This window comes from Streptomyces sp. NBC_00647 (genome assembly GCF_045207245.1).
In the GTDB taxonomy this organism is placed as follows: Bacteria; Actinomycetota; Actinomycetes; order Streptomycetales; family Streptomycetaceae; genus Streptomyces.
On record NZ_CP109040.1, the window covers coordinates 4,538,959 to 4,564,266 of the forward strand.

A 25,308-nucleotide genomic window follows, 5' to 3' on the forward strand; every position below is an offset into this window, starting at 1 on the left:
GCACCATGACGAACACCGAGACCGCGCTCAAAGAGGCGCTGGCGGCCATCGAGGGCGCGACCGGAGCCGCCCTCGTCGACTACACCAGCGGAATGGCGCTGGGCACGATCGGTGGCAGCAAGAGCTTCGACCTCACTGTCGCGGCCGCCGGCAACACCGACGTCGTCCGCGCCAAGCTCCGCACCATGGAGCACCTGGGGCTGAAGGGCGACATCGAGGACATCCTGATCACGCTCTCCGACCAGTACCACCTGATCCGGCTGATCAAGGGGCGCGGCGGGAACGGCCTCTTCCTGTACCTCGTGCTCGACCAGAAGCGCGCCAACCTGGCGATGGCCCGACACCAACTGAAGAGGATCGAGGCCGACCTGGAGGTTTAGTTCCGGCCCGGTCAGCGACGCCGCGCCCCACCGGGCGCGGCGTCGCCCGCTGCCACCCCGGTGGCCCGGACGGCCCGGACCGGCTTGCCCACGGGGGCACCGGCACGCGGGCCGAGCCAGTCGACGCGCACCCAGATCAGCGCCTGCTCGGCATGTTCGAGACGCCCGAGCCGACGGGCCTTCAGCCACAGTCCGACGCCCGCGCCGGCGAGCAGCATGCCGCCCGCGGCGGGCACGGCGAACGAACTGCCCAGCGCTGCCGAGAAGGCGAGGAGGAGCCACCAGCGGTGGCCCCGGCGCCAGTTGCGAAGCGTCACGGCACGGTCCTGGAGCACATCGTGCTTTCCGGCGCGGTCGGCGGAGCGGACCAGGGCGGCGTACCGCTTCCTGCGCCCGTACGCCACCACGGCCGCCGCGCCGATGAACAGCGCGGCGCCCGCCAGGACGCCGATCCTGCGCCCGGTCAGTCCGGGGACCAGTACCCCGACTCCGGCGGCCACCACCCCGCACCACCACAGCGGTGCGGCCCCGGCCCTCACCACGACGGCCATCCGGGCCAAGCCCTGTCCTCCGCGCGCCACGATCTGCCTCCCGTCTCAGCGCCTTCGCGTCCACGGGCCCGTCGCCGACCACCGCCGCGCCCGTGTGTCTCTGGGCGCGCAGGCTAGCCACGGAAGGTGAGACGAGTCTGAGAAACGCCGAAATCCGGCCCCGGCACCTGCTCCACGGCGCCCCGGGCGGCGGTCCGCGCCTCGCCTACTCCACGAACAGTCCCCGCACCGCGGCCCGCGCGTCGAACTGCTCCAGCCGCGCCTGCGCGTCCGGCAGGTCGTCGCACATGGCCTCCAGCAGGACGCGGCCCAGCAGCATCGGCGCGCAGGCCGTGTCGAAGGCGAGACCGGTGCCGACGGCGGCGGGGAGCAGCAGGTCGGACACCTTCGCCACCGGCGCGAACGCCGAGTCGGCGACCGTGACGACGCTCAGCCCGGCCTCCTTCGCGTAGCCGAGGGCGTCGACGACCTCGCGCGGATGCCGGGGCAGCGCGAAGCACAGCAGGGCGGTGGCCCCGGCCCGGACGGCCGCGTCGACGCGGTCCTGGAGCATCGTGCCGCCCTCGTGCAGCAGCCGTACGTCGGGGTGGACCTTGGCGGCGAAGTAGGCGAAGCCGTAGGCCTGGGAGGCGGCGGCGCGCAGTCCGAGGACGGGCAGCGGACGGGACGCGGCCAGCAGACGCCCCGCCCTCGCGACCGGCCGGGGATCGGCGAGCACCTCGGCGAGGTGACGCAGGTTCTCGATCTCGGCCTCGACGGCCTGCTGGTACTCGTTGTACGAGGCGGTGTCGGTGGCCGTTTCGGCGGGCGCGACCTCGCGCAGGTGCTTGCGCAGCGCCGGGTAGCCGTCGAAGCCGAGGGCGACCGCGAAGCGGGTGACGGAGGGCTGGCTGACTCCGGCGAGTTCGGCGAGTTCGACGCTGGACAGGAACGGCACGTCGGCGGCGCGCCGCACCATGCTGTGCGCGATGCGCCGCTGGGTCGGGGTGAGCCGGCGCCCTTCGAAGAGAGCCTGGAGACGCCCGGCGGGGCTGTCGCTCACCGTCGCGCCACTCTCCACGGCGGCGCCCCCGATCACGTCCCCGTTCACCTTCACGTCCCTGTTCCCGTCCTTGTTCGCGTCCTTGTTCGCGTCCCTGTTCGCGATGCCGTCCACGTCCGCGCTTCCGCCCGCGTTCCTGTCTGTGCCCGCGCTCATGACGTGCTCCCCCTCCAGATGTCCGTGAACCGGTCGAGCAGTGCGGCGGCCGCCGTCACGTCGTCCGTGAGCGGCCGGTCGGCCTGCCCCGCGTCGAGCACCGCCTCGGCCAGTTCCAGTGCCCGCCCGGCCGGCAGCTCCGGGTCGGGCCGCAGATCCCGCTGGCGCAGCGCCCGTACCGCGGCGACCAGTTCGCAGCCGACGACGAGACGGTACGCACCGCACGCCCTCAGCGTCTGGCGTGCGGCGAGCGAGGCGAAGCTCGCCTGTTCCTCGACGCCCCGGGAGAGTACAGCGTGGCCGAGCGACGCGGGCGCGGAGAAGGCCCGCAGGTCACCGAGTGCGGCACCGGCGGCGTACTCCAGGATCATCACGCCGGAGGACGCCGGCTCGTGGTCGGCGAGGAACGGGCGCAGCCGTGTGTAGGCGGGTTCGTTCAGGCTGGACAGCCGGGAGGTGGACAGGCGCGCCACCTGGGTGACGGCGAGTCTGAAGTGGTCCAGGGCGAGGGCGAGTTGAGCCTGGTAGAAGCCGCCGTGGTGGTACGCGGCCATGTCCTCGGGGGAGATGAGCGGGTTCTCGGCGGCGGCGTTGATCTCCACCGCGAGGACCGCCTCCAGCGCGTCCGCCGCGTCGTGCGCGGGGCCGTGTATCTGCGGGAGGCAGCGGAAGCCGTACGGGTCCTGGATCCGCCCGAGCGGTGGCGTGGGCCGGTCCGCGGCCCCGATCAACTCCCGCATACGGCGCGCCGCTTCGATGGAGCCCCGGTGCGGCCGGGCCTCGTGCACGGGCGCCGCGTACGCCTCGTGGGACCCGTCGACCGCCAGCAGCGACAGGGCGGCGACGACCTGTGTGGCGCCGATCAGCCCGCGCAGTTCGTGCAGCGCGAGCGCGGCCTGTCCGAGGGTGAGCGCGTTGCTGCTGATGAGCGCGAGCGCGTCGTTGTTGTCGAGCGGCTGCGCCTCCGGAGCGGCCCGCCCACCGGACCGCGCGCCCGGCACCGCCGGACCCTCCGCGGGCCGCCGGGACCTCTCCCCCGCCCCCGCCGTACCCTCCGCCCCGCGCCGGGACCGCTCCCCCGCCCGCGGCGCCCGCACCCCTGCCCCACCGGATGCCGGGCTGTCCGCGCCCCGCCGGGCGTCCTCTTCCGCCGGCCGTCCCTCCATCACCGACCCGTTCACCCCCGCTCCGCCGGACACCGAACCGTCCGGACCCCGCCAGGGGTGCTCCCCCGCGAGGGCCAGGCCCACCTGGGCCAGTGCGGCGATGTCCCCGGTGCCGACCGAGCCGAACTCGTTGACGACCGGGTACGCGCCAATCTCCAGCGCCTCGCACAGCGCCGTCACGACGGTGGGCCGCAGTCCGGCGCCGCCCGCCAGGAGCTGGTTCGCGCGGACGGCGAGCATCGCGCGGACCTGGCGGGCGGGCAGTTCCTCCCCGATGGCTCCGGCATGGCTGCGCAGCAGGCGCAGGCCGTGGTCGGCGGCCGCCGGTGGGGGTCCCCCCTGTTCGAGCGAAGCCGAGAACTCGGGGGAGGGCACGTCCACGTTGCGGTTCGCGCCGACGCCGGTGGAGCGGCCGTAGACGCGGCCGGTGGCGGCGATCTCCAGGGCGGCGCGCCAGGCGTCCTCGACCCGCTTCATCGCCTCGGTGCCGGGAACCGGCCGAGCGGCACCGTCCGCGAGCCGTACGACGTCGTCGACACCGATGCTGCGGCCGTCCAGGACCACGAGCGCGACGGGCACCGGAAGCGTCACGGCACGCGACGGGTCCACACTCCGAGACGACACCACTCGCACACCCTTCTCCGTCCGGACCCCTCGGTCCGCGCTCCTCTGTCCCGACTCCTCCGTCCGAACACGGGATCCTGCCCGGGGGCCCCAGGTCCTGGCCATCGAGGCCGGCCATCGGCAATCTATTCACGTACCGACAACTCTGCATGACGGTATGCAGGGCGGGCAAGGGACATCTTCCGGCACCTGCCCGGGGGCTCGGCCCAGCCGCAAGAGGGGGGATATCCCCAGTGCCCCACGGGCCGCGGCTGCCTAACGTGAAGGGCATGACCGGTATGGAAGCCCGCCACGGCGACGCCGAACTGAAGAAGGAACTCGACGCCACCTTGCACGCGCGCAGGGAGCTCGGCGACGAGTACGAGTCCGCGCTGGTCGACTCGTTCCTGGAGAAGGTCGAGCAGCGCCTCGACGGCGCGGTCGACCGCCGGGTGCGGCGCCAGCTCGCCGAACAGCAGATGGTGGTGGCGCGCGGAGCGCGGTCACCCCAGTCGTCCGACTCCTGGGGCGAGCGTTTCGGCTTCGGGATCGTCTCACTCGTCCTCGCGATCCCGCTGTCCGCGATCGGCGGCGGAGTCGCGCACCTGCCCGGACTGCTCGTCGCCTGGGCCGGCATCGTCGGGGTGAACGTGGTCCAGGCCGCGCGCCTCTCCCCGAACTTCTTCGGCCGCCGCAAGACCCGGCCGGAGTCGGACTGGGAGGACTAGCGGCTGCCGGAACGGACGTCACGGGGGAACGGGCGGCGCCGTCCGCACGGGAGCCGGACGACAGCGCGGGACGACAGCGCGGGACGACAGCGCGGGACGACTGCACAGGACACACGAAAGGGCCCGGCACTTGAGACAAGTGCCGGGCCCTTCGACGTGTTGCGCGGGGACCGCCGCACCCCCGTTACCGGGGGGCGGGACGACGGCGGTCCCCGCGAGGGACGCGGGCCGGGTCAGGACCGGGCTTGCGCGTCCTAGGCGTCCATGGAGGTCCGGGAGCCGCTCCGGAGGTCCTTGGCGCCGTCTGGCGTCGGCCGGGGCGGGGAGCCGCTCCCGCCCTGCCGACATCCACCAATGTGCCGGACCCGTGTTAAGCGGGTGCTGCGTGGACGTGACGCGCTCGTACCACTTCCGCGAAGTTCACCCCGGACCGAGCCGGAAGATCCACCACGGATCCGACAGTTCGAACAAATATCCTGCCGCAGGCGCGGACAGCCGGATGTTGTGCGCCCGGCGCCGCCCCCGGCCGTCACCCGTGCGCCCCGGGGCCTCGTCGGACGCCGCCCCCGGCGGCGCCCGCGCACCCGGCTACGCCCTGGTGCCGCCCTTGGCCAGGAAGGACAACAGGTCCTGCCGGCTGACGACACCGGTGGGCTTGCCCTCGACGAGCACGATCGCGGCGTCGGCGCCACCGAGCACGGACATCAGGTCGCCGACCGGCTCACCGGAACCGACCTGGGGCAGCGGCGACGACATGTGCTTCTCCAGCGGGTCCTCCAGGGAGGCCCGCTTGGTGAACAGCGCGTCGAGGAGCTCCCGCTCCACGACCGACCCGATGACCTCGGCGGCCATCACGTCCGGGTGACCGGCGCCCGGCTTGACGATCGGCATCTGCGAGACGCCGTACTCGCGCAGCACCTCGATGGCCTCGCCGACGGTCTCCTCGGGGTGCATGTGGACGAGCGAGGGGATGGAGCCGCCCGCCTTGTCGTTCAGCACGTCGGCGACACGGGCGCTCGGGCCGGTGTCCTCCAGGAAGCCGTAGTCGGCCATCCACTCGTCGTTGAAGATCTTGCTGAGGTAGCCGCGCCCGCTGTCGGGAAGCAGCACGACGACGACGTCGTCGGGGCCCAGACGCTCGGCGACGCGCAGCGCGGCGACCACGGCCATGCCGCAGGAACCGCCGACGAGCAGCCCCTCCTCCTTGGCCAGCCGGCGCGTCATCTGGAAGGAGTCCTTGTCGGACACGGCGACGATCTCGTCCGCGACCGTACGGTCGTACGCGGTCGGCCAGAAGTCCTCGCCGACGCCCTCGACCAGGTAGGGCCGGCCGGAACCGCCGGAGTACACGGACCCCTCGGGGTCGGCGCCGACGACCTGCACCTTGCCGTCACTGGCGTCCTTCAGATACCGGCCGGTACCGGAGATCGTGCCGCCGGTCCCCACACCCGCGACGAAGTGGGTGATCTTCCCCTCCGTCTGCTCCCACAGCTCGGGACCGGTCGAGTGATAGTGCGAGAGGGGGTTGTTGGGGTTGGAGTACTGGTCGGGCTTCCAGGCTCCCGGGGTCTCCCGCACCAGCCGGTCGGAGACGTTGTAGTACGAGTCCGGGTGCTCCGGGTCGACGGCGGTGGGGCAGACCACGACTTCGGCCCCGTACGCGCGCAGCACGTTGATCTTGTCGGTGGAGACCTTGTCGGGGCACACGAAGATGCACTTGTACCCCTTCTGCTGCGCCACTATGGCGAGCCCCACACCGGTGTTCCCACTGGTCGGCTCGACGATCGTGCCGCCGGACTTGAGGGCGCCGCTCTCCTCCGCGGCCTCGATCATGCGCAGGGCGATGCGGTCCTTCACGGATCCGCCGGGGTTGAAGTATTCGACCTTTGCCAGGACGGTCGCCTGGATGCCCGCGGTCACGTTGTTGAGCCTCACCAGCGGGGTGTTGCCGACGAGACTGATCATCGAGTCGTGGAATTGCACCGTTGTCTCCGGAGCTGCGTTTTCAACAGGAATGGTCCCGTCAGCCTACGGCCCTGCGCAGCCGTTCACGCGCCGTTGAGATTGGCCGACCCGCCCTTCGGGGCAAGCAGTGGTTGTACGGCTACAAGGAGGTGGCGGCGACGGATGTCGAGCTTGTCGAGGGCGAGGGTGGCCCGGCGGATCGCTGCGGGAGCGGCGTACGGCGGTGGCGGGGTCGGGCTGGTGGGTGCGGCGGCCGTCGGCCTGGTGCTGGCCGAGGTGCAGATGGTGAAACGGCATGTGGGCAACGGGCACGCTCCCTACGCTCCGCGCGCGGACGGTCTCTACGGGTACGACTACGCCGGCGCCTCCCCTGACGAACCCCCGCTGCGCCTGACGATGCTCGGCGACTCCACGGCCGCGGGCCAGGGGGTGCGCCGGGCCCGCCAGACGCCGGGCGCGCTGCTGGCCTCCGGGCTCGCGGCGGTGGCCGAGCGGCCGGTGGAGCTGTGCAATGTTGCGCTGCCCGGTGCCCAGTCGGACGACCTGGACCGCCAGGTCGCGCTCGCCGTCACCGACACCGCCCGGCTGCCCGACATCTGCGTGATCATGATCGGGGCGAACGACGTCACGCACCGGATGCCGCCGACGCGCTCCGTACGTCACCTGTCCGCGGCGGTACGCCGGCTGCGCACGGCCGGTGCGGAGGTCGTCGTCGGCACTTGTCCCGACCTGGGCACGGTCGAGCAGGTCCAGCAGCCGCTGCGCTGGCTGGCCCGGCGCGCGTCCCGTCAGCTGGCCGCCGCCCAGACGATCGGAACGGTCGAGCAGGGCGGCCGTACGGTGTCGCTGGGCGACCTGCTGGGTCCGGAGTTCGCGGCGAACCCGCGCGAGCTGTTCGGTCCCGACCACTACCACCCCTCGGCGGAGGGGTACGCCACGGCGGCCATGGCTCTGCTGCCCACGGTCTGCGCGGCGCTGGGCCTCTGGCCGGCGGAGGAGGAGCGTCCGGACGTCTCGCGCCACGAGGGGTTCCTGCCGGTCGCCCGGGCGGCCGCCGAGGCCGCGTCCGAGCCCGGCACCGAGGTCGCCGCCGCCATGCCCACGGGCCCTCGCGGCCCCTGGGCCCTCCTCAAACGCCGCCGACGCCAACGCCTCCCGGCGACGGACCCGGCCCCGACCCCGCTCAACTGACCCCGGCGGGGTGCCGGACCGGGGCCCGTACCCGGGCGCGGGTACGCGGGGGCGGGCCGCGCGGTTCCCCGCGCCCCTGGGCCTGCCACCCCGGCCGGCACCAAGAATCCGGCCCCCTCGGGGGCCGGGCCCCAGGGTTCCGGGGGCATTCCCCGAGGCGCGTCCCCGGGTGCGAGCCGGTGGGGGCTGGTCGCGCAGTTCCCCGCGCCCCTGGGCGTCTCACCCCGGCCGGCGCCAAGAATCCAGCCCCGTCGGAGTCCAGCCCCGGCAGACCGAAAGCCAGCCACTCCGGCGGGGTCAGAATTCAGCCCCTCCGGTGTTCGCGGAGCGGGGCAGGATTTCAGCCCCTCCGGCGTTTTTTGAGGAGCGGGGTCCGGGGCGGAGCCCCGTGGACGGCCCCCCACCCCCGGGGACCCGGCCCCCCGGCCAAGGGAAACGCACCCACCCCCAAGGCGCCCCCGCCAGCAAAAAGCAAGCGCTTAGAAAAGTGCGGCCGGTGTCACACACCCAGACCGGTGACCTCGACGGTACGTACGGGTAACTTCCCAACCAGCCCTGCACACTTCCCGTACGCCAATGGAGCCGTGATGCCCGAAGCCGTGATCGTCTCAGCCACCCGCTCCCCGATCGGCCGCGCCTTCAAGGGCTCCCTGAAGGATGTGCGCCCCGACGACCTGACCGCCACGATCATCGAGGCCGCCCTCGCCAAGGTCCCCGAGCTGGACCCGAAGCTCATCGACGACCTGATGCTCGGCTGCGGCCTCCCCGGCGGCGAGCAGGGCCACAACCTCGGCCGCATCGTGGCCGTGCAGATGGGAATGGACCACCTCCCGGGCTGCACCATCACCCGTTACTGTTCCTCCTCCCTGCAGACCTCCCGCATGGCCCTGCACGCCATCAAGGCCGGCGAGGGCGACGTCTTCATCTCGGCGGGCGTCGAGATGGTGTCGCGGTCGATCAAGGGCACCTCCGACGGCATGCCCGACACCCACAACCCCCTCTTCGCCGACGCCGAGGCCCGCACGCTCGAGGTCGCGCAGTCGGAGGGTTCCGCGTGGCACGACCCGCGTGAGGACGGCCTGATCCCGGACGCGTACATCGCGATGGGTCAGACCGCCGAGAACCTGGCCCGCCTCAAGGGCGTCACCCGCCAGGACATGGACGAGTTCGGCGTCCGCTCGCAGAACCTCGCCGAGGAAGCCGTCAAGAACGGCTTCTGGGAGCGCGAGATCACCCCGATCACGACCCCGGACGGGACGGTCGTCAGCAAGGACGACGGCCCGCGCGCGGGCGTGACGCTGGAGGGCGTCCAGGGCCTCAAGCCGGTCTTCCGCCCCGACGGCATGGTCACCGCGGCCAACTGCTGCCCGCTGAACGACGGCGCCGCCGCCCTCGTGATCATGTCCGACACTAAGGCCCGCGAGCTCGGCCTGACCCCGCTCGCCCGCATCGTCTCGACCGGTGTCACCGGCCTGTCCCCCGAGATCATGGGCCTCGGCCCGGTGGAGGCCAGCAAGCAGGCGCTGCGCCGCGCCGGTCTCACGGTGGACGACATCGACCTGTTCGAGATCAACGAGGCCTTCGCCGCCCAGGTGATCCCGAGCTACCGCGACCTGAACATCCCGCTGGACAAGCTGAACGTGAACGGCGGCGCCATCGCGGTCGGCCACCCCTTCGGCATGACCGGCGCCCGCATCACCGGCACGCTGATCAACAGCCTCCAGTTCCACGACAAGCAGTTCGGCCTGGAGACCATGTGCGTCGGCGGCGGCCAGGGCATGGCGATGGTCATCGAGCGCCTCAGCTGAGAACGACGACCCGCTCCCGTAACGGGAGTTGAACCCTCCGTGACCGAATCGGCCCAGAAGCCCGTAACCACCGGGACTCTGGGCCGATTTGTGATCCAATCCGTTCCAAGATGTGACCTATGTCCCTTCGGAAGGGCATTCCAGCAGGTCAGAGTGGTTGAGCAGCTAAACCCCAGGCCCAAAGTCCTGTCCTATTCGTGACGTTACGCACTGACAGTTTGATGGTTCTCCCTTCAAGCTGATGTAGGAAGTCGGGGGCCGACTTTGAACCGGGAGTACGTCAGTGAGCGCCATGCCGATTGCTTTGCTGCTCGCCGTCGCCGCCACAGCGGCCGTGGGCGTCGCCGTTCTGCGCACCCTGCAGGGTCTGCGACGCCAGGTCGCGGCCCTGCACAGCGAACTCGCCGAGAGCCGTGTCGGTGACGCGCGGGGTCTCGTGCCCGCGGCGCGCGGAGCCGCCGACGCGGACGAGATACGCATGGCCGTGGCCGAGGCGCTCGCCGAGGAGCGGGAGCGGGAGCTCGCGGAGGCGCGGGCCTTCTGGGCCGCCCAGGAGGCGCGCGACGCCTCGGACGCGCCGTCTCTGCTCGGGCTCCCCGACAGCGAACTGTTCCTGCCGCGTCACTCGGACTTCGTGGGCCTGGAGCACCTGGAGCCGGTGGCCGAGGCACTCGCCGAGCCGGACGCCGAGGAGTTCCTCCAGACCGGCACCGCCGGAGACTCCCCCGAACTCGCCGCGGCCCGCCGCCGCCACCCCTCGCACCCGGACTTCGTCCCGGTCCAGTCACCTGTGGTCAACGACCACGAACGCACGGTGGCCTGCCTGGAGGAGCTCGCCGAGTCCTGCACGGAGCTGGCGGACGTCCGCCCCGGCCCGCTCGGCACCCTCGACGTCTACGTCTTCGCCGACGGCACGACGCTGTGCATGACCCCGGGCCACCGCGAGACCGCGGAGCGGCTCGCCGCGGCTCTGGACGCCGGCGAGACCCCGGTCCTGCTCGGCGGCTCCGGTGTCTCGGGCGCGTACGCCCTGACCTTCGCCTTCGGCGAGGAGAACGTGTACATCCTGGCGGACCGCGTCATAGCGTCGCTGTGACCCACGGCGTCACGATGTCGCCGTGACCCGCGCCCCGAATCGGCGGCCCGGGCCGCCGAAGGGGCTGACCGTCGGCCCGCAGCGGCGGGCCGACACACCTGGGAACCGGGCGACCGCGCCGGAGTCGATCGACGGATCAGACCCCGGCGCGTTTCTGTGCCTCCGCCACGAGCGTGACCGCTTCCGCCAGTTCCTCCTCGTTCTTGAGTACGAGCGCCAAGTCGTGCGCGGCGACCGTGATTTGATCGGCGGCGGCGAACATCCCGGCGTCGGGCATCTCCCGGGGCTCCCCGGACGGGTCCTCGACCCGCTGGGTGCGCAGCGCGAACTCCCTGGCCAGCCCTAGTGCCTCCGCCGCGGCACCTCGTTGCAGACGGCTCTGCGGTGCGGCCCGCAACCGGTCGGCGAAGTGGTCCACGGCACGGGTCAACGGCGTTGTATCCAGCACGCCGCGAGACTACGCGCAGCTGCGGGACTGTTGCCAACAACCCAACCCTCAGGCACGGTGGCGTGAAGGACCGGCTTACATCCCCTTTGCGTTCGGAGGCGCCGATGTCCCAAGTCTTCTCCGAGGAGACCCATCGCAACCTGCTCGCCCGCATCCCTCATTGCACCGGTCGTGAGATCTCCGACTGGCTTCGCACCGTCGACGAAGGACCCGCCCTCTTCCGCTTCGAGGAAAAGGTCAGCTGGCTCCGCGCCGAGCACGATCTCGCGTACGGCCACGCCAAGGCGATCATTCACGAGTACGACCTGAGGAGGGCCGCGCGCAAACTGCTGTGAGCGCGCACCACCGAGAGACCGGCACCCGACGACGAAGGGCCCGCGAACCAGTGGTTCGCGGGCCCTTCAGGTCACATGACCGGGTCACCTGACGGCCTGTCCGGCCGCCGGGTACCTCTAGTCGTCGCCGCTGAAGATGGCGACCAGCCGCAGCATCTCGACGTAGATCCACACGAGGGTCATGGTCAGGCCGAACGCGGCCAGCCAGGCCTCTTCCTTCGGCGCGCCGTAGGCGATGCCGTCCTGGATCTGCTTGAAGTCCAGGGTCAGGAAGAACGCGCCGATCAGGATCGCCAGGATGCCGACGATCGCGCCCAGCGGGCCGTTGCTGCGCAGTCCGCCGTCCGGTGCGACACCGAAGGCGACCAGCAGCAGGTTCACCGCCATGACGACGATGAAGGCGATGGCGATGGTCAGGCCGATACGCGCGTACCGCGCGGTGACCCGGATCCAGCCCGCCTTGTAGACGAGCAGGGTCGCGCCGGTGACCGCCATGGTGCCGAGCACCGCCTGGAAGGGCGCGCCGTTCCACTGCGCGTTGTACATCTCGCTGATGACCCCGAGGAAGACGCCTTCGAAGGCGGCGTAACCGAGGATCAGCGCGGGTGTCGCGGTGCGCTTGAAGGACTGCACCATCGCGAGGACGAAGGCGATCAGCGCGGAGCCGATGGCCAGGCCGTAGCTCGTGGACGAGACCGGCAGCAGCGCCCAGGCCAGGACGGCCCCGACGACGACGGTGCCGAGCGTCATGGCCGAGCGCATGACGACGTCGTCCATCGTCATACGGCCGGTGGTGACCGGGGCCTGCGGCGGAGCGCCGTGCTGAAGGTCCTGCTGTGCGTACGGGTTCTGCGCGTAGGGGTTGCCGCCCTGCTGGGCGTACGGGTTGCCCTGCGTGCCGACAGCGGGTCCCCCGGCCTGCGGCGCCGCGTTGAAGCCCGCGTAGCCGTTGTCGCGGCTGAACCCCCGTCGCGAGAAGACCGGGTTACTGCTCCTCATTTCACTCCTCCATGGCCACCCTCGTGGCCTTGGCTCAAGAGTAATAGGTAGGCAAAGGATTGACCCTAGTGCTTGGGGAGGATCTTTCCCTTGTTGTGCCACCGTACGCGCGTGCCCCCAGGTACGCCCGCACTGGTACGAAGCCGTGACACCGGCTTCCGAGAGCTCTCGTGCCCTCTCAAGCGGCCTTGATCCCTTCTTATTCCTGTCGTCTACTCCCGGCCCCCGAGGGGAAACCCCGTGTACGCCTCCGCGAGGTCCGTCGCGGCCGCGCGCGAGCTCGCGATCCGCTCCAGGCGGGCCAGCTGGATCCGGTCCTCGAAGGGGGTCGCGGCGGGGTCGCGGTGCAGCAGGGTCGTCATGTCGTACGAGAACCGCTCGGCCTGCCAGACCCGGCGCAGACAGGTCTGGGAGTAGGCGTCGAGCCGCTCGGCCGATCCGGTGTCCCTGAGGTGGATCAGGGCGCCGGCGAAGGTGACGACGTCGCCGACGGCGAGGTTGAGGCCCTTGGCGCCGGTCGGCGGCACGATGTGGGCGGCGTCCCCGGCAAGGAAGAGCCGGCCGTGCCGCATCGGCTCGTGGACGTGGCTCCGCATGGGCGTGACGGACTTGGCGGTGATGGGGCCCCGCGCCAGCCGCCAGTCGTCCGCTGTCTCCAGGCGCCGCTCCAGCTCGTCCCAGATCTCCTCGTCGCTCCACGCCCGGGCGTCCGTACCCTCGGGCACCTGGAGGTAGAGGCGGGAGACGGCGGGAGACCGCATGCTGAGCAGGGCGAAGCCGCGGTCGTGGCGGGCGTAGACGAGTTCGTCGTGCGAGGGCGGGACGTCGGCGAGGATGCCGAGCCAGCCGAAGGGGTACGACCGCTCGAAGGTGCGGGAGAGCTCGGCGGGCACCGCCTTGCGGGCGACGCCCCAGAAGCCGTCGCACCCGACGACGTAGTCGCACTCCAGGACGTCCTCGCGCCCCTCGTACGTGAACCGCACGCGGGGCCGGTCCCCCTCGGCGCCCTCGACGGCCAGCGCCTCGGCCCCGAAGAGCAGCGGCCCGCCCTCCTTGAGCTGCAACGCGATGAGGTCCTTGCACACCTCGGTCTGCGCGTACACCATCACGGAGCGCCCGCCGGTGAGCGCCGGGAAGTCGATCCGGTGCCGCTCACCCCGGTACCGGAGCTCGATGCCGTCGTGCCGAAGCCCCTCCCGGTCCATCCGCTCCCCGGCTCCGGCGGCCCGCAGCACGTCCACGGTCCCCTGCTCCAGGATCCCGGCCCGCTGCCGCTGCTCCACGTACGCGCGGTCCCGGCTCTCCAGGACCACGCACGCGAACCCGGCGCGGTGCAGCAGCCGGGCCAGCAGCAACCCGGCCGGCCCGGCCCCGATGATCCCCACGGTGGTACGCATCACCACTGCCCCTTCTCAATGTTCGCCCAGTGAAATTTCTTTCACCGATTCAGCCCCGCGAGTCTCCGCCGCCACGAAGCCACTGTCAACGGTCGGGCGCCCACGACGCCCGGGCGACCGGACCCTCAGCCGGCCTGCGGCCAGACCTCGCACCCGGTGGCGGCATGCGTCGGGACGCGCTCCCCGGGCGTGGCCGCGCGTCCTGCGCGAGGGGTCGCCCAGGAGGGCCGGACGGAGTGCTGTCGTTCATGGGATCAGCGTGCGGCCGCGGCGGGCGGGGTGCAGGTCGTGCACGCCGGTGACGACCGGGTGGTACGCGTCGGTGAAGATCGGAGTGCCCGGAACCGGACTTGAACCGGTACGCCCGCGAGGGGCAGCGAGGTTTAAGCTCGCCGTGTCTGCATTCCACCATCCGGGCAGGCCATGGGCTCCGCATCGAAGTCCCGAGCCTATCGGGGTGCTTCCCCCGAACAGCGGGCAGGCGGACCGATGTTGTCTTATTTTATTGATGTCTGAGGGTGCATCAGTACCCGGTACGGGCCATCAGCACTTGCCAACAGCCTTTCGGACGCGCGGGGCCCGTGTACGCGGATTGACGGAATTTCACCGTCCGAACACGGTCGGGACGAGCCACGGACGACGCCCCCGGCGAACTCCCGGGAGAGCGACCCGCGCGACGCACGTTCCCCGAGCCTCCGCGACCCCTCCCCGAAGGACCCCGAAGGCCTCCCGGGCGCTCCGCCCGAAGGACCTCCGAAGGGCTCGGGGACCGGGCTTCGCGGCGCTCCCTACCCGGAGGGCCCTCAGGGGAGGTCCGTCATCCCCAGGTATGACGCAACGGCTCCCGGTCCGACCGCAGTCTGCCCCCGGAACCGGAACAGCGGCTGACTACATGCCACGGATCGGCACGGACGATGGAACACGACCCCATCAACGTCATCGACGTCGTCGTACCGACAGGAGCACCCTCCCGTGACCACCACTCCCCTCGCCGGCACAAGCACCGCGGTCGCAGCCCGCGCCACGGAACTGTCGAAGGTCTACGGGCAGGGCGAGACCCAGGTGGTCGCCCTCGACCGGGTCAGCGTCGGCTTCCGGCAGGCCGAGTTCACCGCGATCATGGGCCCCTCCGGGTCCGGCAAGTCCACGCTGATGCACTGTGTGGCGGGACTGGACAGCTTCTCCTCAGGATCGGTGCGCATCGGCGACACCGAGCTCGGTTCCCTGAAGGACAAGCAGCTCACCAAGCTGCGCCGGGACAAGATCGGCTTCATCTTCCAGGCGTTCAACCTGCTGCCGACCCTGACGGCCCTGGAGAACATCACGCTCCCGATGGACATCGCGGGCCGCAAGCCCGACAAGGAGTGGCTGGACACCGTCATCAAGATGATCGGCCTCGCCGACCGTCTGAGCCACCGGCCCTCCCAGCTCTCCGGCGGCCAGCAGCAGCGCGTCGCCGTGGCCCGCGCCCTCGCCTCCCGCCCCGACATCATCTTCGGCGACGAGCCGACCGGAAACCTCGACTCGCGCTCGGGCGCGGAGGTCCTCGGCTTCCTGCGCAACTCCGTACGCGAGCTGGGCCAGACCGTGGTGATGGTGACCCACGACCCGGTGGCCGCCGCCTACGCGGACCGGGTCGTCTTCCTCGCCGACGGACGGATCGTCGACGAGGTCCACGAGCCGACCGCGGCCTCCGTCCTGGACCGCATGCGGAATCTTCCCGGGGGAAGCCCCCAGCCCCCCGAGTTCGACGGCAAGGGCCGCGGCACCAGCTGACACCCCCGCCGGACCGCTGACGCCGGCACCCTCGTCCCGCGCCCTCGCCCCGCCCTCGCCCCGCACCCGTGGTGCTCCGGGCGACGCACGCTCCCCGTGCCCGCCCGCGGTCTCGCGCGCCCTCCGGGCGCCGCCTCCCGCGGCTTCCCGCGCCCCTCCTGCGACTCCTGGACTGAGAAGACCCATGTTCCGTACCGCCTTGCGCAACGTGTTCGCGCACAAGGCCAGGCTCCTGATGACCGTGCTCGCCGTGCTGCTCGGCGTGGCGTTCGTGTCAGGGACCCTGGTCTTCACCAACACCATCTCGGACGCCTACCAGAAGAGCTCCGCCAAGGGCTTCGGCCAGGTCGACGTCGCCATCCGGCCGGAGAGCGCGGCGGACACCGGCGACACCCTCGGCACGACGCACAAGCTGACGCCACCGCTGCTCGACAAGGCCGCCGGAGTGCCGGGAGCCGCCTCCGCGATCGGCGTCGTCAACGGCTTCACCGCCATGGCCGACAAGAACGGCAAGCTCATCGGCGGCGGCTTCCAGTCGCAGGGCGGCAACTACTGGAGCGGGAAGGAAGGCGGGAAGGACCCCCGCTACCCGCTGACGACCGGGCACGCGCCCCGCGGCACGGGCGAGGTCGCGATCGACGCCGAGACCGCGAAGCGGGCCGGCTACAAGGTCGGCGACACCGTGCGCCTGTCGGTCGACGGCCCCGTCCTGAAGCCGGTCGTGACCGGCATCTTCACCACCGACGACGGCAATGTGGCCGCGGGCGGCAGCCTCACCCTGTTCGACACGGCGACCGCGCAGCGGCTGTTCCACTCGGTCGGCTCCTACGACGAGATCGACGTGAAGGCCGCACCGGGCACCAGCCAGGCCGCCCTGCGCGACGCCCTCGACGACGTGTTGCCGAAGGACGTCGCCTCCACCACCACCGGCCGGCAGCTCGCCGACGACCAGGCCGAGCAGATCTCCTCGGCGATGAGCGGCATGAAGACGGGCCTGCTGGTATTCGCCGGGATCGCGCTGTTCGTGGGCACGTTCATCATCGCCAACACCTTCACCATGCTGGTCGCCCAGCGCACCAAGGAGCTGGCGCTGCTGCGCGCCGTCGGCGCCTCCCGCCGCCAGGTCACCCGGTCGGTGCTGATCGAGGCGTTCGTGGTCGGCGCGGTCGCCGCCGTCGGCGGGCTCGCGGCGGGCATCGGCATCGGCGCCGGCATGCGCTCCCTGATGGGCACGCTCGGCGCCACGGTGCCGGACGGCCCGCTGGTCGTCTCACCCGGCACGATCGCCACGGCGCTGCTCGTCGGCGTCCTCATCACCATGCTGGCCGCCTGGCTGCCGGGCCGCCGCGCCGCGAAGATCCCGCCGGTCGCCGCGATGAGCAGCGTCCACGCGAAGGCGACGACGAAGTCCCTGGTCCTGCGGAACTCGATCGGCGCCCTGTTCGCGGCCGCCGGTGTCGCCGTGGTCCTCTACGCGACGACGATGGACGGCTCGGACGGCCAGGCCCCGATGGGCCTCGGCGCGGTACTGCTCATCATCGGCGTCTTCGTCCTCACCCCGCTGCTGTCCCGCCCGCTGATCGCCGCGGCGGCTCCCGTCCTGCGTGTCTTCGGGATCTCCGGCAAGCTGGCGCGGCAGAACTCGGTGCGCAACCCGCGCCGTACGGCCGCCACCGCCTCGGCGCTGATGATCGGGCTCACCCTGATCACCGGCATGACGGTGATGGCGGGCAGCCTGCAGAAGTCGATCGACAAGATGGCCAGTTCGGCGATCAAGGCGGACTACGTCGTCTCGATGGCGAACGGCAACTCGCTCTCCCCGGACGTCGAGAAGAAGCTCACCGCGGTCGACGGGGTCACCGACGCCAGTTCGCTGCGCAACGCGCCCTCCCGCATCGACCGTCGGACCGAGTTCCTCACCGGCGTCAACGGCGCGGCCATCCGCGAACTGACCGATCTCGCCGTCACGGACGGTTCCTTCGAGGTCGGCGGCGCCCGGGTCGTGGTGGACGCGGACACCGCCGAGTCCCACGGCTGGAAGGCCGGTTCGGACTTCCAGGTCTCCTACGAGGACGGCAGGAAGGGGAGCCTGACCGTCGCCGGGGTGTACGAGGGCAACGAGATGATCCAGGGCATCATCCTGGACAACGCCACGCTCGCCCCGCACCAGAGCGAGGCCGCCGACATGCAGGTCATGGTGAAGACGGCGGGCGGTGCCTCGGCCGCGGCCAAGGACAAGCTGGAGAAGGCCCTCGGCGACAACCCGGCGATCAAGGTCCAGGACAAGCAGGACCTCTCCGACAGCATCGCGCAGATGTTCACGCTGATGCTGAACATGCTCTACGGGCTGCTGGCGATGGCGGTGATCGTCGCCGTCCTCGGTGTCATCAACACCCTCGCGATGTCGGTCTTCGAGCGCTCGCAGGAGATCGGGATGCTCCGCGCGATCGGCCTGGACCGCAAGGGCATCAAGCGGATGGTCCGGCTGGAGTCCCTGGTCATCTCGCTCTTCGGCGGTGTCCTCGGCATCGCTCTCGGCGTGTTCTTCGGCTGGGCGGCCGGTGAGCTGCTGGGCAGCAGGATGTCGACGTACGAACTGGTCCTGCCCTGGGGCCGGATGGCGGTCTTCCTGCTCCTCGCGGCGGCGGTCGGCGTCCTCGCGGCGCTGTGGCCTGCCCGCCGGGCGGCCCGCCTGAACATGCTGACGGCGATCAAGTCGGAGTAGCGGGACCGAGCGGCGGGCCGGACCAGCGGCCCGGTCGCGCAGCGAAGGGGCCCCGTTCCGGACGGAACGGGGCCCCTTCCCTGTCTCCGGCTGTCCCGCGTCAGTTCCAGGTTCTCGCCCGCAGCGGCATCCCGGACGCGCCGCTTCCGCCCGGGGCCTTCACCGCCAGGACCTGGTTGACGCCGATGTTGTTGCGTTCGAAGGCGACCGCGCTGGCCGCCATGTAGAGGCGCCAGACACGGGCCCGGCCGGGGCTGGTGAGCCGGACGGCGCGGGACCACCCGGCCTCCAGGTTGGCGACCCAGCCGCGCAGAGTGAGCGCGTAGTGCTCGCGGAGGGATTCGACGTCGCGCACCTCGAAGCCGGCCCGTTCCAACTGCGTCACGGTCGTCCCGATGGGCGCGAGCTCGCCGTCGGGGAAGACGTAGGCGTCGATGAACTCGTCGACGGAGTACGTCGATTCGTCGTGCTGCGGCCGTCGAGCGATCTGGTGGTTGAGCAGCCGCCCGCCGGGCTTGAGCAGGCGGTTCAGCACCTCGGCGTACTCCAGGTAGCGCTCGGCGCCGACGTGTTCGGCCATCCCGATGGAGGAGATCGCGTCGTAGGGCCCGTCGACGACGTCCCGGTAGTCCTGGACCCGGATCTCCACCTTGTCGGTCAGGCCCTCGTCGGCGACCCGTTTACGGGCGTACGCGGCCTGTTCCTGGGACAGCGTCACCCCGACCACGGTCGCGCCGTGATCACGGGCGGCGTGGATGGCCATCGAGCCCCAGCCGCAGCCGACGTCGAGGAGCCGCTGACCGGGCTTCAGGGCCAGCTTCCCCGCGACGAGTTCGAGCTTGTCGCGCTGGGCCTCCTCCAGGGTGCCGTCCTCGTCCCAGTAGGCGCACGAGTAGACCATGGACGGGCCGAGGACGATCTCGTAGAAGTCGTTGCCGACGTCGTAGTGGTGGCTGATGGCCCGCCGGTCGCTGCGCTTGGTGTGCAGGTGGCGGCGTCTGCGCACCTCCTCGACGGGCGGGGCCGGCGGCAGCGGCGGTCCGGCCATCCTCACCAGCCCGCGCACCGCTGCGCGTACCTCGGGGTCGCGCAGCGCCTCCCTGAGCCCCCGGGCGTCCTCGCCGCGGTCCCAGACGAGCCCGGAGATCAGGTCCAGGGCGGTGTAGAGATCGCCCTCGACGCCCAGGTCGCCGGAGACCCAGGCGCGCGCGAGACCCAACTCGCCCGGTTTCCACAGGAGACGGCGCAGGGCTCGCCGATTGCGGACGACGAGCGCCGGAGCTCCCGGCGGGCCCGCTTCCGAACCGTCCCAGGCGCGGATGCGCAAGGGGAGCGGGGCTCCCAGCAACTGTTCGACAAGGCTGTTCAGCCGCGGCGCGGCTTCCTGCATGGCCTACACCTCCGAGACGACACTCCCGAACGCTCCGACACCACGTAAACATCTACCCGCCCCGCGCGCAGTCCCCCCTTCCGCGTTACGGATTCGCAAAATACGTGTACTCGACACGCTTTTCGTGCCGGGGGAACGCCGAAGGGGCCGCCCGCACCACGGATGGCGGGCGGCCCCTTCGGGGCGTTCGGTGACCGGAGGTCAGGAGGCCTTGGCCTTCTCCTCGGTCTTGACTGCGGGCGCCGGGGCGGCCGGGGCCGGGGCCGGCTTGGCGGCCTCGTAGAACTCCTCGCGAGGAGACTCCATGGCGCCGAGAGAGACGACCTCGCGCTTGAGGAACATCGCGAGCGTCCAGTCCGCGAAGACGCGGATCTTGCGGTTCCAGGTCGGCATGGCCAGACCGTGGTAGCCACGGTGCATGTACCAGGCGAGACGGCCCTTGAGCTTGATCTTCATCTTGCCCATGACGATCATCGCGACGCCCTTGTGCAGGCCGAGACCGGCCACGGCGCCCTTGTTGGCGTGCGCGTACTCCTTCTGCGGGAAGCCCCGCATACCGGAGATCACGTTGTCGCCGAGGATCTTGGCCTGACGCAGCGCGTGCTGGGCGTTCGGCGGGCACCAGGCGTTCTCGACACCGGCCTTGCGGGCGGCGACGTCCGGCACCTGGGCGTTGTCGCCCGCGGCCCAGATGTAGTCCGTGCCCTGCACCTGGAGGGTGGTCTGGGTGTCCACGTGGCCGCGCGGGCCGAGCGGCAGACCGAAGCGGGAGAGAACGGGGTTCGGCTTGACGCCGGCCGTCCAGACGATCGTGTTGGAGTCGACCTCGAGGCCGTTCTTCAGCACCACGTGACCGTCGACGCAGGAGTCCATCGAGGTGGAGAGGTAGATCTCCACACCGCGGCTCTCCAGGTGCTCCTTGCCGTACTGGCCGAGCTTGGGGCCGACCTCGGGAAGGATCTTGTCCGCGGCGTCGACGAGGATGAAGCGCATGTCCTCGCGGGAGACGCTGGTGTAGTACTTGGCCGCGTCGCGGGCCATGTCCTCGACTTCACCGATGGTCTCGGCGCCGGCGAAGCCGCCACCCACGAAGACGAAGGTCAGCGCCTTGCGGCGGACGTCCTCGTCCGTGGTGGAGTCGGCCTTGTCGAGCTGCTCGAGGACGTGGTTGCGCAGGCCGATGGCCTCCTCGATGCCCTTCATGCCGATGCCCTGCTCGGCGAGGCCGGGGATCGGGAAGGTGCGGGAGACCGCGCCCATCGCGATGACGAGGTAGTCGAAGGGCAGCTCGTACGCCTCGCCCACGAGGGGGGCGACCGTGGCGACCTTGCGGTCCTGGTCGATGGTGGTGACCCGGCCCGTGACGACCTCCGCCTTGGGAAGTACACGTCGCAGCGGGACGACGACATGCCGCGGCGAGATGCTGCCTGCGGCGGCTTCGGGGAGGAAGGGCTGGTAGGTCATGTACGACCGGGGGTCGACGACCGTGACGGTCGCCTCTCCGTAGCGCATCTGCTTGAGGATGCGCCGAGCTGCGTACAGGCCTACGTACCCACCGCCTACTACGAGGATCCTGGGACGCTCCGTGGTGCTCATGCCATCGAGTATCCACCCGCTCCCGGGGGGTCGCTCGTGCGCCCCTTCACAAGCTTGGGCAGGGGCTCTGCTACACTCCGCCGCCCACGTGATCGAGGTCATGGTGACCCGGGGGAACCACCGTACGGTTCGTACCGTTGTCAACACCGCGTGAGCTGCGGTCCAACCCGTTCAGCCGAGCGGACCACACCTCTGTCCCACCGCCCGGAAACACGGTCGCCGTGCTCTGTCGAGCATGCTCCCGGACCGCCCGAGCGCCGGGGAAGGGCCCAAGTGGCCCCTTCCTCGCCCAGCAGGGCCCTTTTCCTTGTGAAGAACTTCACGAACTTTCCCGGAGAGGCCCCGCCGAAGAGGTTCCACAACCCCCTCAGGCGCGCTCATACGTTATCCGACCTGCTCAGCCGAGGCTACTGATCGGTAGCGAACGAGACCTAGGCCACCGACCACGCGATGCCGTCGAGGATGTCGTGCTCACTCACGACGACCTCCCGGGCCCCGGTCCGCTCCATGATCGAGAGCAGCACGAGGGCACCCGCGGCGATCACGTCGACGCGCCCCGGATGCATGGAGGGGACGGCCGCGCGCTCGGCGTGGGTGGAGCGCAGCAGCCATGCGGTGATCTCGCGGACCCGGTCGACGGAGACCCGGGAGTGGTGGATCCTCGCGGAGTCGTACGCGTCGAGGCCCAGCGCGATCGCCGCGATCGTGGTGACCGAGCCGGCCAGCCCCACCAGCGTGCGCGCCTCGCGCAGCGGGACCGTCTCCCCGGCGAGGTCGAGGGCCGTCTCGATGTCGGCGCGCATGGTCGCGATCTGCTCCGCGGTGGGCGGGTCGGTCACGGCACCGTCGTGCACGAGGTGCCGTTCCGTCATCCGTACGCAGCCGATGTCCACCGAGCGTGCCGCGTCCACCCGGTCGGCCCCGACGACGAACTCGGTCGAACCGCCGCCGATGTCCACGACCAGGTAGGGCTTGGCCAGGTCGTCGCGCCCGGTCAGCTCCTTGGTCGCCCCGGTGAAGGAGAACTCCGCCTCCTGGTCCCCGGTGATGACCTCCGGTTCGACGCCGAGGATGTCCAGCACCCCGCGCACGAACTCGTCCCGGTTCTCGGCGTCCCGGGAGGCGGAGGTGGCCACGAACCGCAGCCGCTCGGCGCCGTGCTCCTTGACGGCCGCCGCGTACTCGCGGCACGCGGCGAACGTCCGCTCCAGCGCCTCGGGGGCGAGCCGGCCGGTGCGGTCGACGCCCTGGCCGAGCCGCACGATGATCATCCTGCGGTCCAGCTCGACGAGTTCCCCGGTCCGCGGGTCCGCGTCCGCGACGAGGAGCCGGATCGAGTTCGTACCGCAGTCGACGGCGGCGACCCGGGTCACCCGCCCTCACCCCGCACGACGTCCTGCGCGGCGCCCTCGGCGTCCCCGGAGTCCTTCGCCTCGCTCTTCGAGCCGCCCTCCGCGGGGAGCGTCACGCACGCTCCCTTGCGCCACCACTCCGGCAGCATCGCGATCGCCTCGTCGCCGAGCGGGTTCACGCCCGGCCCCGCGGCCAGCGAGTGGGCGACCAGGACGTGCAGGCACTTCACCCGGTCCGGCATGCCGCCCGCGCTCGGGAAGCCCGCCAGGACCTCGATGGCGTCCCGGCGCGCGATGTAGTCCTCGTGGGCGGCGCGGTAGGCCGCGGCCAGCTCGGGGTCGGTGGCCAGCCGGTCGGTCATCTCCTTCATGACCCCGTTGGCCTCCAGCGTCCCGATCGCCGACGCGGCCCGCGGGCACGTCAGGTAGTACGTGGTCGGGAACGGCGTCCCGTCGGGGAGGCGGGGGGCCGTCTCCACCACGTCCGGCTGACCGCAGGGGCAGCGGTGCGCGATCGCGCGCAGCCCGCGCGGCGGCCGGCCGAGCTGCTGCTTGAAGGCCTCGACGTCGGCGTCGGTGGGCTCGGTGCGCGGGGTGGTGGGCGGTGGCGTTTCCATGCCGTGAGTCACGTGTCTTTCTGGTCAGTTCAGGGGTTCGTCACTGGTCGGCGGCGTCGGACTTGTCCACGCCGTCCCAGACATTGGTGTACCAAGGGCGGTCGGTGGTGCCCTTGTGTGCGCGGGCCTGCTTCGCCGCGTCCGGGTCGATCACGACATAGCCGGTCTCGCCCGGCATCACATAGTGCAGCCGCTGCCGGATCTGCTGCTCGGCGTACGCGTCGTCCTGCCAGCGTGCCTTGAGGTCGCGCAGCTGCTCGACCCGCTGCCGGGCCTGCTCCCGCTGCCGCTCCAGGTCGGCGACCTCCGCGCGCTGCGAGACGTACTGCCGCATCGGGTAGGCGAGGGCGACGATCAGGGAGCACAGGACGAGGGCCAGCAGCGCGGCCCGGCCGGTCAGCCGGGAGCGGCGCGCCTGCCGCTTGGTCTGGGAGCGGTAGACCCGGGCCGCCGTCTGCTCGCCGAGCAGCTTCAGCCTGGTCGAGGTGGAGAACCGGTCCCGGTCCTTCACGGCCATGAGTCCCGCCTCCCCAGTACTGGCCCGCCGGTAGGGGCCGTCACGCGCGTACGTCCCCGCACACGGTACGGGACCGAGTGCGGGGACGTACGGACGACGCTTCCTGAGCCTTGCGGGGTCAGTCCTTGAACCGGGGGAACGCCGAGCGGCCGGCGTACACCGCGGCGTCGTCGAGGATCTCCTCGATGCGCAGCAGCTGGTTGTACTTGGCGACGCGCTCGGAGCGGGCCGGGGCGCCGGTCTTGATCTGGCCGCAGTTGGTGGCGACGGCGAGGTCGGCGATCGTGACGTCCTCGGTCTCGCCGGAGCGGTGGGACATCATGCACTTGAAGCCGTTGCGCTGGGCCATCTCGACGGCGTCCAGGGTCTCGGTCAGCGAACCGATCTGGTTGACCTTGACGAGCAGCGCGTTGGCGGCGCCGTCCTCGATGCCGCGGGCCAGACGCTCCGGGTTGGTGACGAACAGGTCGTCGCCGACGATCTGGACCTGGTGGCCGAGCTTGTCGGTGAGGACCTTCCAGCCGGCCCAGTCGTCCTCGAAGAGCGGGTCCTCGATGGAGACGAGCGGGTACGCCGCCACGAGCTCCTCGTAGTACTCGGTCATCTCGGCGGCCGAGCGGGACTTGCCCTCGAACTCGTACTTGCCGTCCTTGTAGAACTCGGACGCGGCGACGTCGAGGGCGAGCGCGATCTGCTCGCCGGGGACGTAACCGGCCTGCTTGATGGCCTCGAGGATGAGGTCCAGCGCGGCGCGGTTGGAGTCCAGGTTCGGGGCGAAGCCGCCCTCGTCGCCGAGGCCGGTGGACAGGCCCTTGGACTTCAGGACGGACTTGAGGGTGTGGTAGACCTCGGTGCCCCAGCGCAGGGCCTCGGAGAAGGACTCCGCGCCGATCGGGGCGATCATGAACTCCTGGATGTCCACGTTCGAGTCGGCGTGCGAGCCGCCGTTCAGGATGTTCATCATCGGAACGGGCAGCAGGTGCGCGTTCGGGCCGCCCAGGTAGCGGAAGAGCGGCAGGTCGGACGCCTCGGAAGCGGCGTGCGCGACGGCGAGCGAGACGCCGAGGATGGCGTTGGCGCCGAGCGAGCCCTTGTTGTCGGTGGCGTCCAGGTCGAACATCGCCTGGTCGATCAGCCGCTGCTCGGTGGCGTCGTAGCCGACGAGCTCCGGGCCGATCTGCTCGATGACGGCGAGGACGGCCTTCTCGACACCCTTGCCCTGGTAGCGGTTCGGGTCACCGTCGCGGAGCTCGATGGCCTCGAAGGCTCCGGTGGAGGCGCCGGACGGAACGGCGGCACGACCCGTGCTGCCGTCGTCGAGGCCGACCTCGACCTCGACCGTGGGGTTGCCTCGGGAGTCCAGGATTTCCCGGGCTACGACGACGTCGATGGACGGCACGAGCATCTCCTTCTGGGATGTGACGCGGGTACGCAGGACTTGCCAGCCCTGCGGGATGAGCCTAACCGGCC

Annotated in this window: 21 protein-coding genes and 1 tRNA gene; 8 read left to right on the plus strand and 14 right to left on the minus strand. The window is 71.2% G+C overall.

Annotation, left to right across the window (positions count from 1 at the left end):
- Positions 1-5: 5 nt before the first annotated feature.
- A complete protein-coding gene (locus tag OG788_RS19765; RefSeq protein ID WP_326787344.1) occupies positions 6-380 on the plus strand; it encodes a hypothetical protein in 375 nt (124 codons plus the stop codon).
- Between the two features lie 11 nt (positions 381-391).
- On the opposite strand, the gene OG788_RS19770 is transcribed toward OG788_RS19765, so the two are convergent.
- From OG788_RS19770 to OG788_RS19780, 3 genes are all read right to left on the minus strand, one after another.
- Positions 392-961, minus strand: a complete 570-nt coding sequence (locus OG788_RS19770) for a hypothetical protein (RefSeq protein ID WP_356752811.1) — start codon at positions 959-961, stop codon at positions 392-394.
- A 175-nt stretch (positions 962-1,136) separates the two neighbouring features.
- Positions 1,137-2,006, minus strand: coding sequence for a MurR/RpiR family transcriptional regulator (locus OG788_RS19775; protein ID WP_406376791.1), 870 nt, complete (start codon positions 2,004-2,006; stop codon positions 1,137-1,139).
- Positions 2,007-2,125: 119 nt separating this feature from the next.
- Positions 2,126-3,919 carry an aromatic amino acid ammonia-lyase gene (locus OG788_RS19780; protein WP_406372427.1) on the minus strand — a complete coding sequence of 598 codons (1,794 nt, stop codon included), beginning with the start codon at positions 3,917-3,919 and terminating at the stop codon, positions 2,126-2,128.
- 269 nt (positions 3,920-4,188) lie between these two features.
- On the opposite strand from OG788_RS19780, the gene OG788_RS19785 reads away from it, so the two are divergent.
- Positions 4,189-4,626: a hypothetical protein gene (locus OG788_RS19785; protein ID WP_356752815.1), complete on the plus strand. Its 438-nt coding sequence runs from the start codon at positions 4,189-4,191 to the stop codon at positions 4,624-4,626.
- Positions 4,627-5,214: 588 nt separating this feature from the next.
- On the opposite strand, the gene OG788_RS19790 is transcribed toward OG788_RS19785, so the two are convergent.
- The gene (locus OG788_RS19790; RefSeq protein WP_406372429.1) at positions 5,215-6,609 is read right to left on the minus strand and encodes a cystathionine beta-synthase; all 1,395 of its coding nucleotides are present in this window, start codon (positions 6,607-6,609) and stop codon (positions 5,215-5,217) included.
- Positions 6,610-6,753: 144 nt separating this feature from the next.
- Here OG788_RS19790 and OG788_RS19795 point away from each other — a divergent pair, with 144 nt between their 5' ends.
- From OG788_RS19795 to OG788_RS19805, 3 genes are all read left to right on the plus strand, one after another.
- Positions 6,754-7,782, plus strand: coding sequence for an SGNH/GDSL hydrolase family protein (locus OG788_RS19795; RefSeq protein WP_351549700.1), 1,029 nt, complete (start codon positions 6,754-6,756; stop codon positions 7,780-7,782).
- Between the two features lie 587 nt (positions 7,783-8,369).
- Complete coding sequence (locus OG788_RS19800; protein WP_351549697.1) at positions 8,370-9,590, plus strand: acetyl-CoA C-acetyltransferase; 1,221 nt, start codon at positions 8,370-8,372, stop codon at positions 9,588-9,590.
- Between the two features lie 292 nt (positions 9,591-9,882).
- Complete coding sequence (locus OG788_RS19805; RefSeq protein WP_351549694.1) at positions 9,883-10,686, plus strand: hypothetical protein; 804 nt, start codon at positions 9,883-9,885, stop codon at positions 10,684-10,686.
- 136 nt (positions 10,687-10,822) lie between these two features.
- On the opposite strand, the gene OG788_RS19810 is transcribed toward OG788_RS19805, so the two are convergent.
- Positions 10,823-11,134 (minus strand): hypothetical protein, encoded by a 312-nt coding sequence (locus tag OG788_RS19810; protein ID WP_261704010.1) that lies wholly within the window; start codon positions 11,132-11,134, stop codon positions 10,823-10,825.
- Between the two features lie 104 nt (positions 11,135-11,238).
- On the opposite strand from OG788_RS19810, the gene OG788_RS19815 reads away from it, so the two are divergent.
- A complete protein-coding gene (locus OG788_RS19815; RefSeq protein ID WP_103550712.1) occupies positions 11,239-11,469 on the plus strand; it encodes a DUF4287 domain-containing protein in 231 nt (76 codons plus the stop codon).
- 117 nt (positions 11,470-11,586) lie between these two features.
- Here the strand turns inward: OG788_RS19815 and OG788_RS19820 are convergent, their stop codons facing one another.
- From OG788_RS19820 to OG788_RS19830, 3 genes are all read right to left on the minus strand, one after another.
- Positions 11,587-12,468, minus strand: a complete 882-nt coding sequence (locus OG788_RS19820) for a Bax inhibitor-1/YccA family protein (RefSeq protein ID WP_351549691.1) — start codon at positions 12,466-12,468, stop codon at positions 11,587-11,589.
- A 212-nt stretch (positions 12,469-12,680) separates the two neighbouring features.
- Positions 12,681-13,865, minus strand: a complete 1,185-nt coding sequence (locus OG788_RS19825) for a 4-hydroxybenzoate 3-monooxygenase (RefSeq protein ID WP_406372433.1) — start codon at positions 13,863-13,865, stop codon at positions 12,681-12,683.
- Positions 13,866-14,200: 335 nt separating this feature from the next.
- A tRNA-Leu gene (locus tag OG788_RS19830) sits at positions 14,201-14,283 on the minus strand.
- Between the two features lie 554 nt (positions 14,284-14,837).
- Between OG788_RS19830 and OG788_RS19835 the strand changes: the two genes are divergently transcribed.
- Complete coding sequence (locus OG788_RS19835; protein WP_406372435.1) at positions 14,838-15,641, plus strand: ABC transporter ATP-binding protein; 804 nt, start codon at positions 14,838-14,840, stop codon at positions 15,639-15,641.
- A gap of 184 nt (positions 15,642-15,825) precedes the next feature.
- Entirely contained in the window at positions 15,826-18,366 is a 2,541-nt protein-coding gene (locus OG788_RS19840) for an ABC transporter permease (protein WP_406372436.1), read from the plus strand.
- Positions 18,367-18,466: 100 nt separating this feature from the next.
- Here the strand turns inward: OG788_RS19840 and OG788_RS19845 are convergent, their stop codons facing one another.
- From OG788_RS19845 to eno, 6 genes are all read right to left on the minus strand, one after another.
- Positions 18,467-19,756, minus strand: coding sequence for a class I SAM-dependent methyltransferase (locus OG788_RS19845; RefSeq protein WP_406372438.1), 1,290 nt, complete (start codon positions 19,754-19,756; stop codon positions 18,467-18,469).
- A 201-nt stretch (positions 19,757-19,957) separates the two neighbouring features.
- Positions 19,958-21,352: an NAD(P)/FAD-dependent oxidoreductase gene (locus OG788_RS19850; RefSeq protein ID WP_351549677.1), complete on the minus strand. Its 1,395-nt coding sequence runs from the start codon at positions 21,350-21,352 to the stop codon at positions 19,958-19,960.
- Between the two features lie 431 nt (positions 21,353-21,783).
- Positions 21,784-22,725, minus strand: coding sequence for an exopolyphosphatase (locus OG788_RS19855; RefSeq protein ID WP_406372440.1), 942 nt, complete (start codon positions 22,723-22,725; stop codon positions 21,784-21,786).
- Positions 22,722-23,321: a DUF501 domain-containing protein gene (locus OG788_RS19860; protein ID WP_406372442.1), complete on the minus strand. Its 600-nt coding sequence runs from the start codon at positions 23,319-23,321 to the stop codon at positions 22,722-22,724. Before OG788_RS19860 ends, OG788_RS19855 begins: the two co-directional genes overlap by 4 nt.
- Positions 23,322-23,361: 40 nt before the next feature.
- Entirely contained in the window at positions 23,362-23,838 is a 477-nt protein-coding gene (locus tag OG788_RS19865; RefSeq protein ID WP_356752836.1) for a septum formation initiator family protein, read from the minus strand.
- Between the two features lie 118 nt (positions 23,839-23,956).
- Positions 23,957-25,243, minus strand: a complete 1,287-nt coding sequence (gene eno, locus OG788_RS19870; protein WP_406372444.1) for a phosphopyruvate hydratase — start codon at positions 25,241-25,243, stop codon at positions 23,957-23,959.
- Between the last annotated feature and the right edge of the window lie 65 nt (positions 25,244-25,308).

Excerpts from the sequence above, each read along its gene's own strand:
- OG788_RS19765 (WP_326787344.1), top strand. The coding sequence starts at position 6 with ATGACGAACACCGAGACCGCGCTCAAAGAGGCGCTGGCGGCCATCGAG.
- OG788_RS19785 (WP_356752815.1), top strand. The coding sequence starts at position 4,189 with ATGACCGGTATGGAAGCCCGCCACGGCGACGCCGAACTGAAGAAGGAA.
- OG788_RS19795 (WP_351549700.1), top strand. The coding sequence starts at position 6,754 with ATGTCGAGCTTGTCGAGGGCGAGGGTGGCCCGGCGGATCGCTGCGGGA.
- OG788_RS19800 (WP_351549697.1), top strand. The coding sequence starts at position 8,370 with ATGCCCGAAGCCGTGATCGTCTCAGCCACCCGCTCCCCGATCGGCCGC.
- OG788_RS19805 (WP_351549694.1), top strand. The coding sequence starts at position 9,883 with ATGCCGATTGCTTTGCTGCTCGCCGTCGCCGCCACAGCGGCCGTGGGC.
- OG788_RS19815 (WP_103550712.1), top strand. The coding sequence starts at position 11,239 with ATGTCCCAAGTCTTCTCCGAGGAGACCCATCGCAACCTGCTCGCCCGC.
- OG788_RS19820 (WP_351549691.1), bottom strand. The coding sequence starts at position 12,468 with ATGAGGAGCAGTAACCCGGTCTTCTCGCGACGGGGGTTCAGCCGCGAC.
- OG788_RS19825 (WP_406372433.1), bottom strand. The coding sequence starts at position 13,865 with ATGCGTACCACCGTGGGGATCATCGGGGCCGGGCCGGCCGGGTTGCTG.
- OG788_RS19840 (WP_406372436.1), top strand. The coding sequence starts at position 15,826 with ATGTTCCGTACCGCCTTGCGCAACGTGTTCGCGCACAAGGCCAGGCTC.
- OG788_RS19845 (WP_406372438.1), bottom strand. The coding sequence starts at position 19,756 with ATGCAGGAAGCCGCGCCGCGGCTGAACAGCCTTGTCGAACAGTTGCTG.
- OG788_RS19850 (WP_351549677.1), bottom strand. The coding sequence starts at position 21,352 with ATGAGCACCACGGAGCGTCCCAGGATCCTCGTAGTAGGCGGTGGGTAC.
- OG788_RS19860 (WP_406372442.1), bottom strand. The coding sequence starts at position 23,321 with ATGGAAACGCCACCGCCCACCACCCCGCGCACCGAGCCCACCGACGCC.
- OG788_RS19865 (WP_356752836.1), bottom strand. The coding sequence starts at position 23,838 with ATGGCCGTGAAGGACCGGGACCGGTTCTCCACCTCGACCAGGCTGAAG.
- eno (WP_406372444.1), bottom strand. The coding sequence starts at position 25,243 with ATGCTCGTGCCGTCCATCGACGTCGTCGTAGCCCGGGAAATCCTGGAC.